General features: G+C 33.7%; 11 protein-coding genes. 10 read left to right on the top strand and 1 reads right to left on the bottom strand.

The window, feature by feature from the left end; all coding sequences use genetic code 11:
• Positions 1 to 379: 379 nt before the first annotated feature.
• From L1276_RS05925 to L1276_RS05885, 9 genes are all read left to right on the top strand, one after another.
• The gene (locus L1276_RS05925) at positions 380 to 3,181 is read left to right on the top strand and encodes a triple tyrosine motif-containing protein (RefSeq protein WP_305881994.1); all 2,802 of its coding nucleotides are present in this window, start codon (positions 380 to 382) and stop codon (positions 3,179 to 3,181) included.
• Between the two features lie 241 nt (positions 3,182 to 3,422).
• On the top strand, positions 3,423 to 6,485 hold the full coding sequence (locus tag L1276_RS05920; RefSeq protein ID WP_253786109.1) for a TonB-dependent receptor: 3,063 nt from the start codon (positions 3,423 to 3,425) through the stop codon (positions 6,483 to 6,485).
• An 11-nt stretch (positions 6,486 to 6,496) separates the two neighbouring features.
• Positions 6,497 to 7,996, top strand: coding sequence for a RagB/SusD family nutrient uptake outer membrane protein (locus tag L1276_RS05915; protein ID WP_253786107.1), 1,500 nt, complete (start codon positions 6,497 to 6,499; stop codon positions 7,994 to 7,996).
• Positions 7,997 to 8,007: 11 nt separating this feature from the next.
• Entirely contained in the window at positions 8,008 to 9,618 is a 1,611-nt protein-coding gene (locus L1276_RS05910) for a hypothetical protein (protein ID WP_253786106.1), read from the top strand.
• A gap of 11 nt (positions 9,619 to 9,629) precedes the next feature.
• Positions 9,630 to 11,300, top strand: coding sequence for a family 16 glycosylhydrolase (locus L1276_RS05905; RefSeq protein WP_253786104.1), 1,671 nt, complete (start codon positions 9,630 to 9,632; stop codon positions 11,298 to 11,300).
• A 70-nt stretch (positions 11,301 to 11,370) separates the two neighbouring features.
• Positions 11,371 to 12,129 carry a family 16 glycosylhydrolase gene (locus tag L1276_RS05900; RefSeq protein WP_253786102.1) on the top strand — a complete coding sequence of 253 codons (759 nt, stop codon included), beginning with the start codon at positions 11,371 to 11,373 and terminating at the stop codon, positions 12,127 to 12,129.
• Positions 12,130 to 12,453: 324 nt separating this feature from the next.
• Complete coding sequence (locus L1276_RS05895; RefSeq protein ID WP_253786101.1) at positions 12,454 to 13,038, top strand: RNA polymerase sigma factor; 585 nt, start codon at positions 12,454 to 12,456, stop codon at positions 13,036 to 13,038.
• Between the two features lie 50 nt (positions 13,039 to 13,088).
• On the top strand, positions 13,089 to 13,232 hold the full coding sequence (locus L1276_RS05890) for a hypothetical protein (protein ID WP_253786100.1): 144 nt from the start codon (positions 13,089 to 13,091) through the stop codon (positions 13,230 to 13,232).
• 466 nt (positions 13,233 to 13,698) lie between these two features.
• On the top strand, positions 13,699 to 14,763 hold the full coding sequence (locus L1276_RS05885; RefSeq protein ID WP_253786099.1) for a tetratricopeptide repeat protein: 1,065 nt from the start codon (positions 13,699 to 13,701) through the stop codon (positions 14,761 to 14,763).
• A gap of 16 nt (positions 14,764 to 14,779) precedes the next feature.
• Here L1276_RS05885 and nth read toward each other — a convergent pair whose 3' ends face one another.
• Positions 14,780 to 15,436 carry an endonuclease III gene (gene nth, locus L1276_RS05880; protein ID WP_253786098.1) on the bottom strand — a complete coding sequence of 219 codons (657 nt, stop codon included), beginning with the start codon at positions 15,434 to 15,436 and terminating at the stop codon, positions 14,780 to 14,782.
• Between the two features lie 98 nt (positions 15,437 to 15,534).
• On the opposite strand from nth, the gene bcp reads away from it, so the two are divergent.
• Positions 15,535 to 15,987, top strand: a complete 453-nt coding sequence (gene bcp / locus L1276_RS05875; RefSeq protein WP_253786097.1) for a thioredoxin-dependent thiol peroxidase — start codon at positions 15,535 to 15,537, stop codon at positions 15,985 to 15,987.
• Positions 15,988 to 16,182 lie beyond the last annotated feature (195 nt).

Raw genomic sequence — 16,182 nt, 5'->3', positions numbered from 1 at the left:
AGTCAATTTCTACAAAAGTAATCAATTTTGAGTAGAGTTTTGTTAAGGATATTGTTCCAAATCTTAACAGAATTACCATGTTAGATCTTGAAAATTAGACACCGAAGCGATTAAATAAATGGAATGCTATTCGTTTCCTACTTATGAAACCACGGGGTATATTGAAATTTGAATGTTAAAAAAAGCGATTTATATAAAAATACAGCCAGCGATTTCAATCCTTCGAACTCTATCAGAATCCTTCAGTTGAAATCATTATCTATAAATGAAAAACAGGATAAAATGAACAGATACATTATTTTAAGAAAAAAGCATTGTTTCAGCTATAAATATCCTATTTTAGAACTGTTTTAGTACTATTTAATATCCTGACCAAATTTTGAAAACTAAACTAACTACCTTACTTTTTTTATTTCATATTCTGCTGTTCTCGCAGGAATTTCCGCCAATCGTTAAATATTCCCCTTCCGTTTATGGAGCCGGAAATCAAAGCTGGATGATTTCGCAGGATCATAATAATTATTTGTATTTCGCCAACAACGACGGACTTTTGGAATATAATGGAACCAGCTGGCAGTTGTATCCGGGACCAAATGAAACTATTATCCGATCTGTAAAAGTCATTGGAAGTAAAGTATATACGGGCAGTTATATGAATTTTGGTTTCTGGGCCAGACAGCCGGACGGAAAGCTGAAATATACTTCGCTCAGCGATACGATAAAAAATAAGATTTTAGATGATGAGCAATTTTGGAATATTCTAAAATACGATCAATGGATTTTATTCCAGTCTTTGAACCGAATTTATATCTATGATACCAAAACGGGACAATTTAAAATAATCGCCCCAAAAAATGGTGTTGTAAAATCGTTTGCTTCAAAAAATGCTATTTATTTTCAGACTTTAAAAGAAGGACTTTTTGAAATAGAAAGCGGTAAAGCCAAATTAGTTTCAGATGATCCAGTTTTAAAAAAGTTCACTATTGCCAATGTTTTTACCGCAGATGAAGGATTGTTGATTCAAACGCAGTCAGATGGAATTCATAAGCTTACAGGGAACTCATTAACCCGTGTATTTACAGATGTTGATGCTGAATTAAAATCGAGTTTTGTTTACAGTAGTCAGCATTTGCAGGATGGCAGTTTTGCATTGGGAACAGTTTCAAACGGAATTTTTATTTTATCTGAAAACGGAAAATTAAAATACCACCTTACGCAGAGTAAAGGTTTGAGTAACAATACGGCTTTGTCTCTTTTTGAAGATAAAGACCAAAATCTATGGACAGGATTGGATAACGGAATAAATTGCATCAATATGCAGTCGCCGGTGCGTAGTTTTACAGATGATTCCGGCGTTTTGGGAACTGTTTATGCTTCGGCGATCCATAACGGAATGTTGTATATTGGAACCAATCAGGGATTATTCTGTAAGCCCAATCAAAGCAATCAGGAGTTTAGATTTATAAACGGTACAAAAGGACAGGTTTGGTCTTTAGCGGTATGCGATAACACGCTTTTCTGCGGACATGATTCGGGAACTTTTGTTGTAATAAATGATTCGGCCAAAAGTATATTTTCGGCTTCTGGAACCTGGAAATTTGAACCCGTTCCGGGAAATAAAAATCAGTTGCTTCAAGGGAATTATTATGGTATTTCGGTTTTAGAAAAAACAGGAAATCAGTGGTTTTTCAAAAATAAAATTCAGGGATTTGATTATTCATCTCGTTATTTTGAAATAGGCGATAATCTTGAAGTTTATGTCAGCCATGAATACAAAGGAATTTTTAGATTAAAGCTGGATCAATCACTATCAAAAACACAAGGCTTTTATACTTATAAAAGTCCGGATAAAGGAAAATATGCCAGTTTAACAAAATTCAACAATTCAATTTATTATGCTTACAAAGAGGGTATTTTTAAATTGAATCCAAAAACAAAACAATTTGTAAAAGACAATGTATTAAGCTCGATTTTTGAAAAAGACGAATATACTTCGGGTAAATTAATTGTGGACAATTCAAATAAAATCTGGCTTTTTTCTAAAAATTATATCCACTATTTCTCGGCCAGTAAACTAAGTAATCAATTAAAGGAAAACATAATCCCGATTCCGTCCTCGCTGACGAATTCGATGTTAGGATATGAAAATATCACTCAAATTTCTAAATCAACTTATTTAATAGGAACTACAGACGGATATTATACGCTTAATATTGAGGATCTTAGTTTTAAAAATTACAATGTTTTTATTACTGATATTAGCACTAATAAGCAAAATGAAACTTTTAAAAATGTGGGAATTTTAAATGAAGGAAGTTTTAAATCTGACGAAAATAATATTACGCTCAATTATACAGTTCCTGAATACAACAAATACATTAATTCTGAATATCAATATTTATTAGAAGGTTTTCAGAATGAGTGGAGTGAATGGAGTACAAAGGCAACAGCGAATTTTAAGAATCTTCCTCCGGGAAAATACACATTCAGGGTCAGGGCAAAATACGCCAACACCATTTTGCAGAATGCGGCTTCGTATACGTTTGTTGTTTTAAAACCTTGGTATTTAACAAATCTGGCTTATTTTATCTATTTTCTTTTGATGCTTACAATGGCTTATTTTGTTAATAAAGCCTATCGAAATTATTATCAAAAGCAAAAAGAAAAGCTCATTGAGGAGAATAATCTTTTATTAGAAATCAAAGAACTCGAAAATGAACAGCAATTAATGAAACTTCGAAACGAACAGCTTTCTCAGGATGTTGATAATAAAAACCGCGAATTGGCAGTTTCGACTATGAGTTTAAACAGCAAAAACGAATTACTGGCATTTATTAAAGAAGATTTGAAAAAAACAGCTCAAAATGACAGTTCAAACATCAAATCTGTAATTAGCACCATCAATAAAAATATTACAGAGGAGGATTCCTGGAATGTATTTAAAGAAGCTTTTGATAACGCTGATAAAGATTTCCTGAAAAGAATAAAACAAATGCATCCGGTGTTAACTCCAAATGATCTTCGCTTATGTGCTTATCTTCGATTGAATCTTTCATCAAAAGAAATTGCTCCAATGTTCAATATTTCGGTAAGAAGTGTTGAGATAAAACGATACCGTTTGCGTAAAAAAATGGATTTACAGCACGAAATCGGTTTAGTCGAATATATTCTGGCTGTATAGGAGTTCAATAATAAGAACAAAACACCTATACATTACCACAACATTAGGATTTTATTAGGAAATACTGACACAAATGTTAATAAAATTAACATTCGGAAATTAGAGCTATTCGGCGGGTTATTTTGTTATATCCTTAATTTAGATTGTATTTTTTTATGATGTATGTTTTTTGTTGAGGTTAAATTTATCGTTTTCATAAGAGGAACAGATAAATTTAGCTATCAATAAAAACTAACTAATTATGAAATCCAAATTATTACTAACAGTACTATTACTGTTTACATCTTTTGCGTTCTCGCAGAACTTAGATGTTTCAGGAACAGTATTAGATGCTTCTGGTTTATCATTGCCAGGTGTAAATGTAAAAGTTAAAAATTCGTCTAAAAGTACAACCACAGACTTCGACGGATCTTTTAAACTAACCGATGTTCCAAAAGGAACTCCAATTATCTTCAGTTATATTGGTTACAGAACGCAGGAAGCTGCTGTTTCCGGAACTAAAATGACTGTAAGAATGAGCGACGATACAAAGTCACTTGACGAAGTGGTTGTTATTGGTTACGGTACCCAGAAAAAAAGAGAGGTTACCGGAGCTGTAGCAGTTTTAGACAGTAAAACGCTGGACATCTTAAAACCAGCAAGAATCGAACAGGCTTTACAAGGAACTATTTCTGGGGTTAACGTAACGACGCAGTCAGGAGCGCCGGGTGCACCGCTTGATATTCGTATTCGTGGTATAGCCACAAATGGTGAAAATAAACCAACCGTTATTATTGATGGCTATGTTGGAGATTTAGGAATCTTAAATCCAAATGATATTGAAACTATTACGGTTTTAAAAGATGCTCAGGCAGCAATTTATGGAACTATTGGTGCAAACGGAATCATTTTGGTTACTACTAAAATGGGTAAAAAGAATTCTAAAACCAGAGTTTCTTTTAATAGTTATGCCGGTTTCCAGCAGACTTCAAGAAAACTGCCAACTTTAAATGCTACAGAATATGCTTTGCTTTTAAATGAAAGTTATGCAAACGGCGGAAGAGCTTTGCCTTATCCAAATGTTAGCGGGCTTGGTAAAGGAACTAACTGGCAGGATGAAGTTTTTGAAAACGCTCCAATTATTAATAACGATTTGACAATTTCCGGCGGATCTGAAAAAATAACCTATTCTATTAGTGGTTCACATCTGGATCAGGAAGGTATTGTGGGCGGAGATAAATCAGGATTTTTAAGAAATACAGCCAGAATTGCTCTGGGTGCTGATTTGAGTGATAAAATCAAATTGAAGACCAATGTTATTTATACTTATTTTACCAGAAAGACATTAAATGAAAACGGATTAGGTTCGGTTCTTTTTAATGCCTTAAACGTTCCTGCAACATTAAGTCCATACGATGCAAACGGCGAATATTCTTTAGTGCCAAGTACAACAGGTTTAGGAACGGAAATCATTAATCCATTGGCACAAATTGCCAATACATACAATGATTATAACTACAAAAAACTAAACGGAAATTTTGGTTTAGATTATAAAATATTCAAAGGATTTACATTATCAAGTTCTATAGGTTTTAATACCTCAAACAGTGAATCAAAAACGTTTGACAAACAAATTAGTTATGGCGGAAAAGTTTTTGATGTACAAAGAAGTTCTGTTAGACAAGGGGCTGTAAATGACAATAATTATTCATTTGACCTTTTTGGCACCTACAATACAAAAATTGCAGAATCTCATAATATTACCGGAACTGTAGGAACAACAATTTTTAAAGAATGGGGTAACGGTTTATATGCTACTGGTTTTGATGTTCCTAATAATGTTTGGGAAAATGCCGATATCTCTTTAACAAAAGGAACTTCGGAAACACTTACTAATAGTTCTTATGTGTACGATCAAAGAAGACTTTCTTATTTTGGAAGACTGCAATACGATTACAAAGGGAAATATCTGCTATCTGCAATGATAAGACGTGATGCTTCTACAAAATTTGGTCCGGGTAACAAAGTAGGTTACTTTCCTTCGTTTACTGCAGGCTGGGTAATTTCTGATGAAGGTTTCTTCGGACAGCCAAAATTTGTGAACTTCCTGAAACTAAGAGCGAGTTACGGTACTTTAGGAAATGACCAGATTCCTAATTACGGTTATTTAGGATTATTATCTGGAGAAGCTACTTATGTATTTAATGGTTCTTTAGTTAACGGAACTGCAAACGGACAAGTGTCAAATGCGGATTTGAAATGGGAAGAAGCTCAAAAGTTTGACGTTGGTTTAGACTTAAAAATATTAAATGATAAAATTTTCATCGTAGCCGATTATTTTATTGATACCAGAAAAGATTTATTGATTCCAAATATTCCGGTTTCGGGTATTAACGGTACAGGTGCACCAGGAGCAAGCGCTCCAACTTTAAATGCGGGAACAGTTAAAAACTCAGGTTTTGAATTTGCAATTGATTACAAAGATAAATTTTCTGATTCATTTTCTTTCAGCGTAGGTTACAATGTTACTTTCCTGAATAATAAAGTAACAGAAGTTAATAACGGAACTGGATTTATTGAAGGCGGTGCTTTTGGCGTAGGACAGCCGGCTCCTTCAAGAATGGAAATTGGAAAACCAATGGGGTATTTTTACGGATATAAAACAGATGGAATTTTCCAAAATCAGGCAGAAATCGATGCGCATCCATCTCAATTGGCCTTAGGAGCAAATGCTGCGCCTGGAGATCTTCGCTATGTTGATTTAAATGGCGACGGTGTAATTGATACAAAAGATAAAACTAATATTGGCGACCCAATTCCAGATGCTACAATGGGTTTCAATTTGCAATTGAACTACAAAGCACTTGATTTTGCTGTATTTACATTTGCATCAGTAGGAAACGATATGGTGCGTAATTACGAAAGAACACTTTCTGATGCCAATCGTATCAATTATGTTTTAGACAGATGGACAGGACCGGGGACAAGTAATTCTACACCAAGAGTTACAACAGGAGCAACATCAAATAATGTTTTTTCTGATTATTTTGTAGAAGATGCTTCTTACTTAAGAATCCAGAATGTGCAGCTTGGTTATACACTTAATCCGGCAATATCTCAAAAAGCAGGAGTTTCAAAATTAAGACTTTATGCAGGAGTAAATAACCTTTACACATTTACAAAATATAAAGGTTTTGATCCGGGCGCTTCTTTTGGTCCGACAAATAGAGACAATACCTCGCAATCTCCTATTGGGGCTGGAATCGATTATGGTTTCTATCCAATCCCAAGAACTTATTTATTGGGCTTAAACATTAATTTTTAATTTCAATTAAAATGAAAAAGTATTTATTTATATCCACTATAACACTGGTTTTATTCTCGACCGTACTTATTTCTTGTTCGGATGAGTATATAGATCCAAAACCAGAATATTCTATCGACTCAGAGAATTATTTTAATTCAAAAGAAGAATATGACAATGCATTAATTGCAGCTTACGATTTATTACAGTCTTCTTACGTAAATGTTTTACTAGGAGAAATTGCTTCAGATAATACACTTTGCGGAGGAGAAAGCCCAACCGATGTAATTGGTTTTCAGCAAATCGACGATATGATTCATACACCTGTAAACAGCAATTTAAGAGATATCTGGAATTGGATGTTTGCTGGTGTTCAAAGAGCCAATTATATTCTGGAATTTCAAGATAAAACAGATTTTCCGGGAAGAACCCAGGTTATTGCAGAAGCACGTTTTTTAAGAGCGTATTATCAGTTTGAGTTAGTAAAATGGTTTGGAGGTATCCCGATGAAAGGCGATGCGAGATTTAAAATTGGTGATGAAAAGACAATTCCTCGTTCATCAGTTCAGGATGTTTACGCATCTATTGAGGCCGATTTAATTTTCGCATCTGCTAATCTGTCTCCAAATGCAGCGCAGCAAGGGCGTATAACTAAAGGTGCTGCTCAGGCATTATTAGGAAAAGCGTATCTGTATCAAAACAAATTTGCTCAGGCCGCAGCGTCATTAGATGCTGTAATTACTTCAGGAAAATATTCTTTGGTAACCGATTATAATGCCATGTTTGAAGCAGAAGGTGAAAACGGAACAGAATCTGTTTTTGAAGTTCAATATACAGATGTTGAAGGAGCAGGGTTTGGATGTTTACAATGCAGCGAAGGAAACGTAGCAGTTGGTTTTAACGGTATTCGTAACTATTCAGGTCCTTTATTCTCATCAGGATATAGTTTTAATATTCCAACTCAAGATTCTTACGATGCATTTCAAAGCGGTGATAAACGTAAAGATGTAGCAATTTTGGATATTAACGCATGGGCATTGGCAAATGCTTCTTATGATAATGGAAATGGTATCACATTTGGAAAAGGAAATGAAGATACAGGATTCTTCAACAGAAAATATCTGCCAAGAAAAAGAAGTAAAGATGCTGCAGGAGATCTGAATTTAACAAATCCAAACAACTACAGAGCGATTCGTTATGCAGATGTACTTTTAATGGCTGCAGAAGCTTATAACAGAGGGGCAATCGATGATGGAAAGGCAAGAACATATCTTAATTTGGTAAGAAGACGCGCTTTTGGAGATACAAATCATGATATCGCAACTTCGGGAGCGGCATTGACAGATAATATCTTGGATGAAAGAAGAATAGAACTTTTTGGTGAAGGACATCGTTTCTTTGACTTAGTAAGAACTGGAAAAGCTGCCGGAACTATACCGGGCTTTAAAGCTGATAAAAACGAATTATTTCCACTTCCTATTGAAGAAATTCAATTTGCAAACGGAAACTGGACACAAAATCCTGGATACTAAAAACATCAATTATGAAAAAAATACATTTTATTATAAATTTTTTCGTTTTGGCAGTTCTCATAGGCTGTGCAAACGATGACTTGGATATTGATTTAGAAGGAATAACTGCACCGGCCAATATTTCGGCTCTGGCAACGGTTACTCAAGATAATACCGGAAAAGTTACCTTTTTACCAAAAGGTGAGGGAGCAGCACAATACAAAATCAATTTTGGTGATGGAAGCCCGGAATCTGATTACGCAGGCGTAGGAGCCACTATATCGCACGTTTACAAAGAAGGAGTTTATAAATCTAAAATTATAGCTGTTGGACTTAACGGAAAAACTACTGAAGTAGAAAAAGAAATCGTAGTTTCTTTTAAAGCTCCTGAAAATTTGAAAGTTGTAGTAGCAAATGATAAATTGGTTTCTAATAAAATAACTGTTACAGCAACTGCTGATTTTGCTTTATTCTATGATGTGTATTTTGGAGAAGCAGGACATCCTGATCCAATTTCGGCTAATAATGGCGAATCAGTTTCGTATACGTATCAAACTGCTGGAGTTTATACTATTAAAGTAGTTTCTAAAAGTGCAGCTATAAAAACAACGGAACACACAGAAGAGGTTACGGCAAAATTAGTAGTGAATCCAACAACATCTGCACCAGCACAGCCTGGAAGACAAGCAGCAGACGTTATTTCTATTTACAGCTCTAAGTATACAGATCTTGCAGGGACTGTGTTTTATCCAAACTGGGGACAGTCAACAGCTTTTTCTGAATTTGATTTAGATGGAGATAAAATGCTTAATTATACAAATCTAAACTATCAGGGAATTGCATTGGCAGATGATGTTACGATTGATGTTTCTGGAATGGAGTATCTTCATATGGATGTCTGGACCGCAGATTTAGAGAAGCTTGCTATATTCCTTATTAGTAAAACCAAAACAAATGGAGAAAGACCGATAACAAAAGATCTTACTTTAAATCAATGGACAAGTATTGATATTCCAATTTCTGCATTTACTAGTCAGAGTGGTTTCACAGTGGCAGATATTTACCAGTTAAAATTAGATACAAATCCGGTATCAGGTAAAAATATTTATATTGATAATATTTATTTTTATAAAACTGCGGCTGAAACAGTATCTCTGCCAATTGATTTTGAATCTCCAACTTTAACATACACTTGGGGCGGATTTGGAAATGTAGATGCTTCAGTAGTTACAAACCCTAATAAAACAGGATTAAATGTTTCTAATAAAGTAGTGAAGTTAGATAAAAAGACAGGAGCAGAAACTTGGGGAGGAGCAAGTTTAAATCTTGAAAATCCATTTGACGCAGCAAAAGGAACAAAAGTTAAAGTAACAGTTTGGTCGCCAAGAGCCGGAGTAAAAATATTATACAAAATGGAACTTTCGACTTCGCCAAAAGATGGAAACGGAAATCCAAGTGTTAATACACAAGTAGAAGCACTAACAACCGTTGCCAATGGCTGGGAAGTGCTGACATTTGATCTTACAAGTGCAGCTTCTTTTGGCAGCAGTATTAAATACGACAGAGTAATTTTGTTCCCTGACTTTGATAAAACAGGATTAGGGGAGACTTATTACTTTGATGATATTAAACAATCCAATTAAAACAAGAAATCATGAGCAAGAAATTAATTATAAAGATAGTATCCCTATTTACGATTCTCTTGATGACGGGTTGTCAGAAAGACGATTTTACATTCGGGTCAATAAATACACCATCTAATTTAAAGGTAACAGCCGAAATTGTTGGTAAAACATCAGACGCTCCGTATGGAGACGGATCCGGGATAGTTAAATTTACAGCAGCTGCAGATAACGCTATTTCATATAAATATGTATATCCAGACGGTACTTTTGATAACGCACCAAGCGGAAAAATATCTAAAAGATTTACCAAAACGGGAGTTAATACTTATACCGTAACTGTAGTAGCTACAGGAAGCGGAGGTGTGGCAGCAAACACCACAATTGATGTTGAGGTGCAAAGTGATTTCAGCGACGATCAGGCGGTTCAATTGCTTACAGGCGGTTCTTCTAAAAAATGGTATTGGGCTGCTGGAGAACCAGGACATCTTGGTGTAGGTCAAAATGATGGAGATGCCGAGAAAAACTTCTTCCCAAATTACTATAGCGCAGGAGCATTTGAAAAAGCAGCTTCACCAAACAGCAGTTGTTTATATGATAACGTATTAACTTTCTCAGTTGATGGCGACCAGCTTAAATTTCAATTAGATAATGGCGGTGCAACATTCTTCAACAAAGATTTTGGAAGCGTTGGAGGTGCATCAGGTTTGTCCGAAGATATGTGTTTAAGCTATAACCCAGGGGCTGCAAAAATAGTTTCATTAAGCCCATCTGAATCAGTAGTAATGGGTAATCCTAAACATGCAGAGCAGACAAGAGGAACAACAATGAACTTCTCTGACAATGGATTTATGGGCTACTATATTGGTCAAAATTCTTATGAGATTTTATCACTTACAGCTAATCGTATGGTAGTTAGGGCAGTAATGGGAGGAAATCCGGCCTTGGCTTGGTATCATACCTTTACAACTACGCCTCCAAATCAAAATCCAAACCCAACTACAGATTATACAAATTTAGTTTGGGAAGACAATTTTAATACAGATGGTGCACCAGACCCAGCAAAATGGGTTTACGATTTAGGAAGAGGAGACAATGGATGGGGAAATAATGAAAAACAAAACTATACCAATTCATCTTCTAATATAAAAGTGCAGGGAGGAAGCTTGATTATTACAGCGAAAAAAGAAGCTTCAGGAGGAGCAGATTATTCTTCGGCAAGACTTAAATCAGATGGGAAATATTTCTTTACATACGGTAAAGTTGAAGTTCGTGCCAAACTGCCTAGCGGCGGCGGAACATGGCCGGCAATCTGGATGCTTGGACAAAATTATGCGACTAAATCTTGGCCTGCCTGCGGAGAAATTGATATTATGGAACATGTTGGAAACCAGCAAAACTTAATTCACGGAACATTACATTATCCGGCACGTTTTGGAGGAAATGCAGATACAGCATCTAAAACAATTCCAAACGTATCTACAGAATTTCATATTTATAAAACAATTTGGAGTCCAGAATCTATCACAATTTATGTTGATGATACTATCATACATTCGGTTCCAAACAATGCATCATTGCCTTTTAACAGCGATTTTTTCTTGATATTTAATGTGGCTATGGGAGGTAATATGGGAGGAGTTATTGATGGTGCTTTTTCACAATCTTCATTAGAGATTGACTACGTAAAAGTATATCAATAAATAGAGTTAATTAATTAGTAATTTTGAGAAGGTCAGTTTCGGCTGGCCTTCTTGCTTTTAAAATCAAACTATGAAAAAAATAATTATACTGCTGTTAATCTGCAGTTTTTCATATGCACAGGATGTAAAAAGGAAATTAGTCTGGGAAGAAAATTTCAACAAGAAAAATATAAATGAAAAAGACTGGAATTTTGAACTCGGAGACGGTTGTCCAAACTTATGCGGTTACGGAAATAATGAAAGACAGATTTATACCAAAACAAATCACGAAATAAAGGACGGAAATTTAATAATTGAAGCCAGAAAAGAAGGAAGTAAATATACTTCGACTAAAATTACAACCAAAGGCAAAAAAGAGTTCAAATACGGCCGAATCGAAGCCAGAGCAAAACTGCCAATAGGGCATGGTTTATGGCCGGCTTTCTGGATGCTTGGAGCTAATATTGATGAGGTAAAATGGCCAAAAACAGGCGAGATTGACATTCTGGAATATATAGGAAGAGATCCTCATATGGTCTACACAACCCTTCATACGCAAGACAGTCATGGAAACACAATTAATACAAAGCGAACTGAATTTCCAACTATTGAAGATGGATATCATGTGTATGCAATTGAATGGAATAAAGACAAAATTGATTTTTTTGTTGATACAATCTTAGTTTACACATTCAATCCTGAAGTTAAAAATGAAGATACATGGCCTTTTGATAAACCATTTTACATTATTGTAAATTTAGCCATTGGAGGTAATTTTGGAGGACCAGAAGTAGATGATTCTGTTTTACCACAAAAATATTACGTTGATTATGTGCGTGTTTATCAATAAAAATTTAAGAGTTTAAAATTTAAGTATTAAAACAGATGTAAATAGCTTAAGTGGTTAGTTGTAAGTTATTTATATCTGTTTTTTAACCATAAAAAGAACTGTTAAAAAAGCTCTTTTTTTAACGATTTTTAGTAAAATGAAACTTTGCTGTAAAAAACTTAACGATTAATTGTTAATTATTATTGTTTTTGTTTGCTTTTTAAAAGAAATATTTGTTAAATTTGATCACAATATTAACATAACTCCAAAAAAAGATCCGCCTATTATATAAAATTACTTTTTAGATAAATTACTCCAAATTATTAAAACTAAAAAAGTAGTATTATGGCTGATCTGCATATTCCAGACGCTCTATTAGTAAAAAATTATGTTGAAGGCAGTGAAGCTGCTCTTGCTACATTAATAAAAAGGCACGAATCTAAGATATATGGTTTTATATATTCTAAGATTGCTGATAGAGATATTTCAAATGATATTTTTCAAGATACTTTTATTAAAGTAATAAAAACTTTAAAAAGTAATTCCTATAACGAGGAAGGTAAATTTCTTCCTTGGGTAATGCGAATTTCACACAATTTAATTGTGGATCACTTTCGTAAAACCAAAAAAATGCCAATGTATAGAGAAACCGAAGAATTTTCAATCTTCTCAATCATGTCTGACGATTCATTAAACATCGAAAGCCAAATGATTGTAGATCAAGTTGAGGTTGATCTAAAAAAGCTTATTGAAGAACTTCCAGAAGATCAAAAAGAAGTTTTGGTAATGAGAATGTATCAAGATATGAGTTTTAAAGAAATTTCAGAATTAACAGATGTCAGCATAAACACAGCATTAGGCAGAATGCGATATGCCTTGATGAATTTGAGAAAAATTATCGACAAACATCAAATTATTTTGACCAACTAATACTATTTTGAATATTAGTTCGTTATACTATTATAAAACACTAACATAGTATGGCGAAAATTTACTCAAAAAAAGCATTAGCTTCTAAAGATTTAAAACCTAAAAAAGAAGTCGTTTCTTTTTTATTAAGTTATTCACAAGCTTTAAAAGTTGTGAAAGTTGAAGATAAAAGTTTTGAAATCATAGCTAATTAAACAGCCCGCTGCTTTAGTCGGATGTTTATTTCGAAAGAAAAACCAAATGGTCGTTTTGGTTAAAAGCTCACTATTTGTATGAAAATACGGGTAGTGAGTTTTTTTTATGCCCATTTTCTACATCTTATTACAGATAATTATAAGATTTTTATTTAATTTTTTTAATAATGTGTTAAAATTTAATATTTTCATAAAGTTTTGTTTATTTATTCGATTTTAAGTTTTAGTTTAGTTAAAAACTAATATTTATTTCAAGTAATTGAGTTTTTTAAGAATATTTTCTTAGTAAAGTGCTTAAATTTAGAAATATACCAAAACTAATATACTAGAATAATGTTTAATCAATAACCAGAAATTTATGAAGAAAAACTACTCTGAACTATTTCATTTTGTTTGTTGCGAATCTTAATGTGATTTAAGATTATTTGAACCTAAAATCTAATTACAAACAAAACCTAACTGAAATATGAAAAAGAATTTAAAGATAGCAGTAATACTGCTGTTTATTAATGCAATGGCATTTGCTCAAAAAGATCAGATAAAAGAAGCACAGTCCTTATATGATAAAGGAAAAACCGAAGATGCATTAGCAATTTTGAAAAAAGCCGAATATTTAATAGTAAATGCATCAGATACAGATAAATCGGATTTCTTTTATTTAAAAGGAAATGTATGCAAAGATTTAGCGGTTAAAAATATAGATGCCATAAATAATTTTGCTCAGGCATCCAGCGCCTATCAGGATATTCTTTTGTATGAAAATGATTCCCGCAATTACAAATACGCTTTCAAAGCAAACTTAGCGTTAAAAAGCATGAAGTCTACATTAGTAGACGGTGCATTTAATGATTATAAAGCAGGAAAGTTTAAAGAAAGTGCTGCTAAAAGTTATGAAGTTTACCAGATCGATAGAAAAGATACTCTTAACTTGTTTAATGCCGCCGGTTCTTCTTTAAACGCAAAAGATTATGTTTCGGCAATTAAGTATTATGAAGAACTAAGAAAAATGAATTACTCCGGAAAAGGAACTATTTTCTTTGCTATTAATAAAAAAACAAAAGCCGAGGAAGCCTTTATTTCAATGAGTGCCAGAGAATCTAATATTCAGGCAGGACTTTATGAAAAACCAAGAAACTATTCGCCGCCTTCAAGAAAAGAAGAAATTCTTATTTCTTTAGGTTATTGTTATTTAGAAAGAAATGATTATGACAATGCGGCAAAATATTATGAAAACGATTTACAATTAAACCCAAACTGCTTAGACTGCTGTATTAACCTCGCTTATGTTAAGCTGCAACTAAAAAAAGGAGTTCTAGATCAAATGAATCAGCTTGGCAATACTCCAAAAGAAATGAAAGAGTATGATAAGCTGAATGCACAAAAGGACGAAATTGTAAAAAGTGCTATTCCTTATCTTAAAAAAGCTCTGACAATTGAACCTAAAAATGAAGAAGCAACAAAAACGCTTTTAGGAGTATATCGATCACTTGATATGACAAACGAATACAATGCTCTAAAAAGCAGTATGTAAATAAAAACTGAAGCTGCTAAATCTTCTTTTTAGCAGCTTCTTCTATAATCGATTTTTTTCCAACCGTTCTGGTAATAATATCTTTTTCAAGACTCCATCCTCGGGCAGGCGAATATTCACGTCCGTACCAAATAATCTGTAAATGCAAATCGTTCCATAAATCTCTTGGAAACAATCTTTTAGCGTCTTTTTCAATCTGCGCTACATTTTTTCCATTTGAAAGATTCCATCTGTACATCAATCTATGAATGTGAGTATCAACAGGAAAAGCCGGAACGCCAAAAGCCTGAGACATAACTACACTTGCCGTTTTGTGTCCAACAGCAGGTAATTCTTCCAGCGCTTCAAAACTTTGAGGAACTTCGCCATTATGTTTGGCAATCAAAATTTCAGATAAACCATGAATTCCCTTAGATTTCATTGGTGACAAACCACACGGACGAATAATTTCCTTAATTTCCTCAATAGACATTTTCACCATATCATACGGATTATCTGCTTTTGCAAACAACAAAGGCGTAATCTGATTCACGCGCACATCTGTACATTGTGCAGAAAGTAAAACGGCAATTAATAAAGTATAAGGGTCTTTATGATCAAGCGGGACAGGTATAGTAGGGTAGAGTTCTTTTAACGTATTTATAACAAATTGTACGCGGGCTTCTTTATTCATTTCCGTAATTTTAGAATGTAAAAATAATGAATTATCAGTTATAAGTTATCTTTGCTGTTAAATCTAAACTCAACAATCTTAAATCTAAAATTACAGATATGACGACATTAAAAGCCGGTGATAAAGCGCCAAACTTTTCAGGAATAGACCAAGACGGAAAATCACATAAACTGGCAGACTATGCTGGAAAAAAATTAGTAGTTTTCTTTTATCCAAAAGCAAGCACCCCAGGCTGCACAGCTGAAGCTTGTGATTTAAGAGATAATTTTGAAAGATTTAAAGCTAATAATTACGAACTTTTAGGAGTAAGCGCCGACAGTCAAAAAGCACAGTTGAAATTTAAAGATAAATATGAATTTCCTTTTCCTTTATTAGCTGACGAAGATAAATCAGTAATTAGCGCATTTGGTGTTTGGGGACCTAAGAAATTCATGGGAAAAGAATATGATGGAATCCATAGAACAACTTTTGTAATCGACGAAAAAGGAATCATCGAAGAAGTAATTGAAAAAGTAAAAACAAAAGAACACGCAGCGCAGATCTTAAAATAGTTCTTTTGTTTCAAGTTTGTTTTGTTTCAGGTTTCAAATTTCTTTATTTAAGATGAATCTTTTTTAAAGTAAATTTCACAAAGCTTAATCGACACAAAGCTTTGCGGATTTTGGGCATTATAAATCCAATCTATATAAAAAAACTAACGAACTTTGCTTTAAAAATACCCGCAAACAACCTGAAACTTAAAACAA

The organism is Flavobacterium sp. HSC-32F16 (assembly GCF_024171645.1).
Lineage (GTDB): Bacteria > Bacteroidota > Bacteroidia > Flavobacteriales > Flavobacteriaceae > Flavobacterium.
The sequence above is the reverse complement of the archived record's forward strand: the minus strand, read 5'-3'. Positions and strand labels throughout refer to the sequence as shown.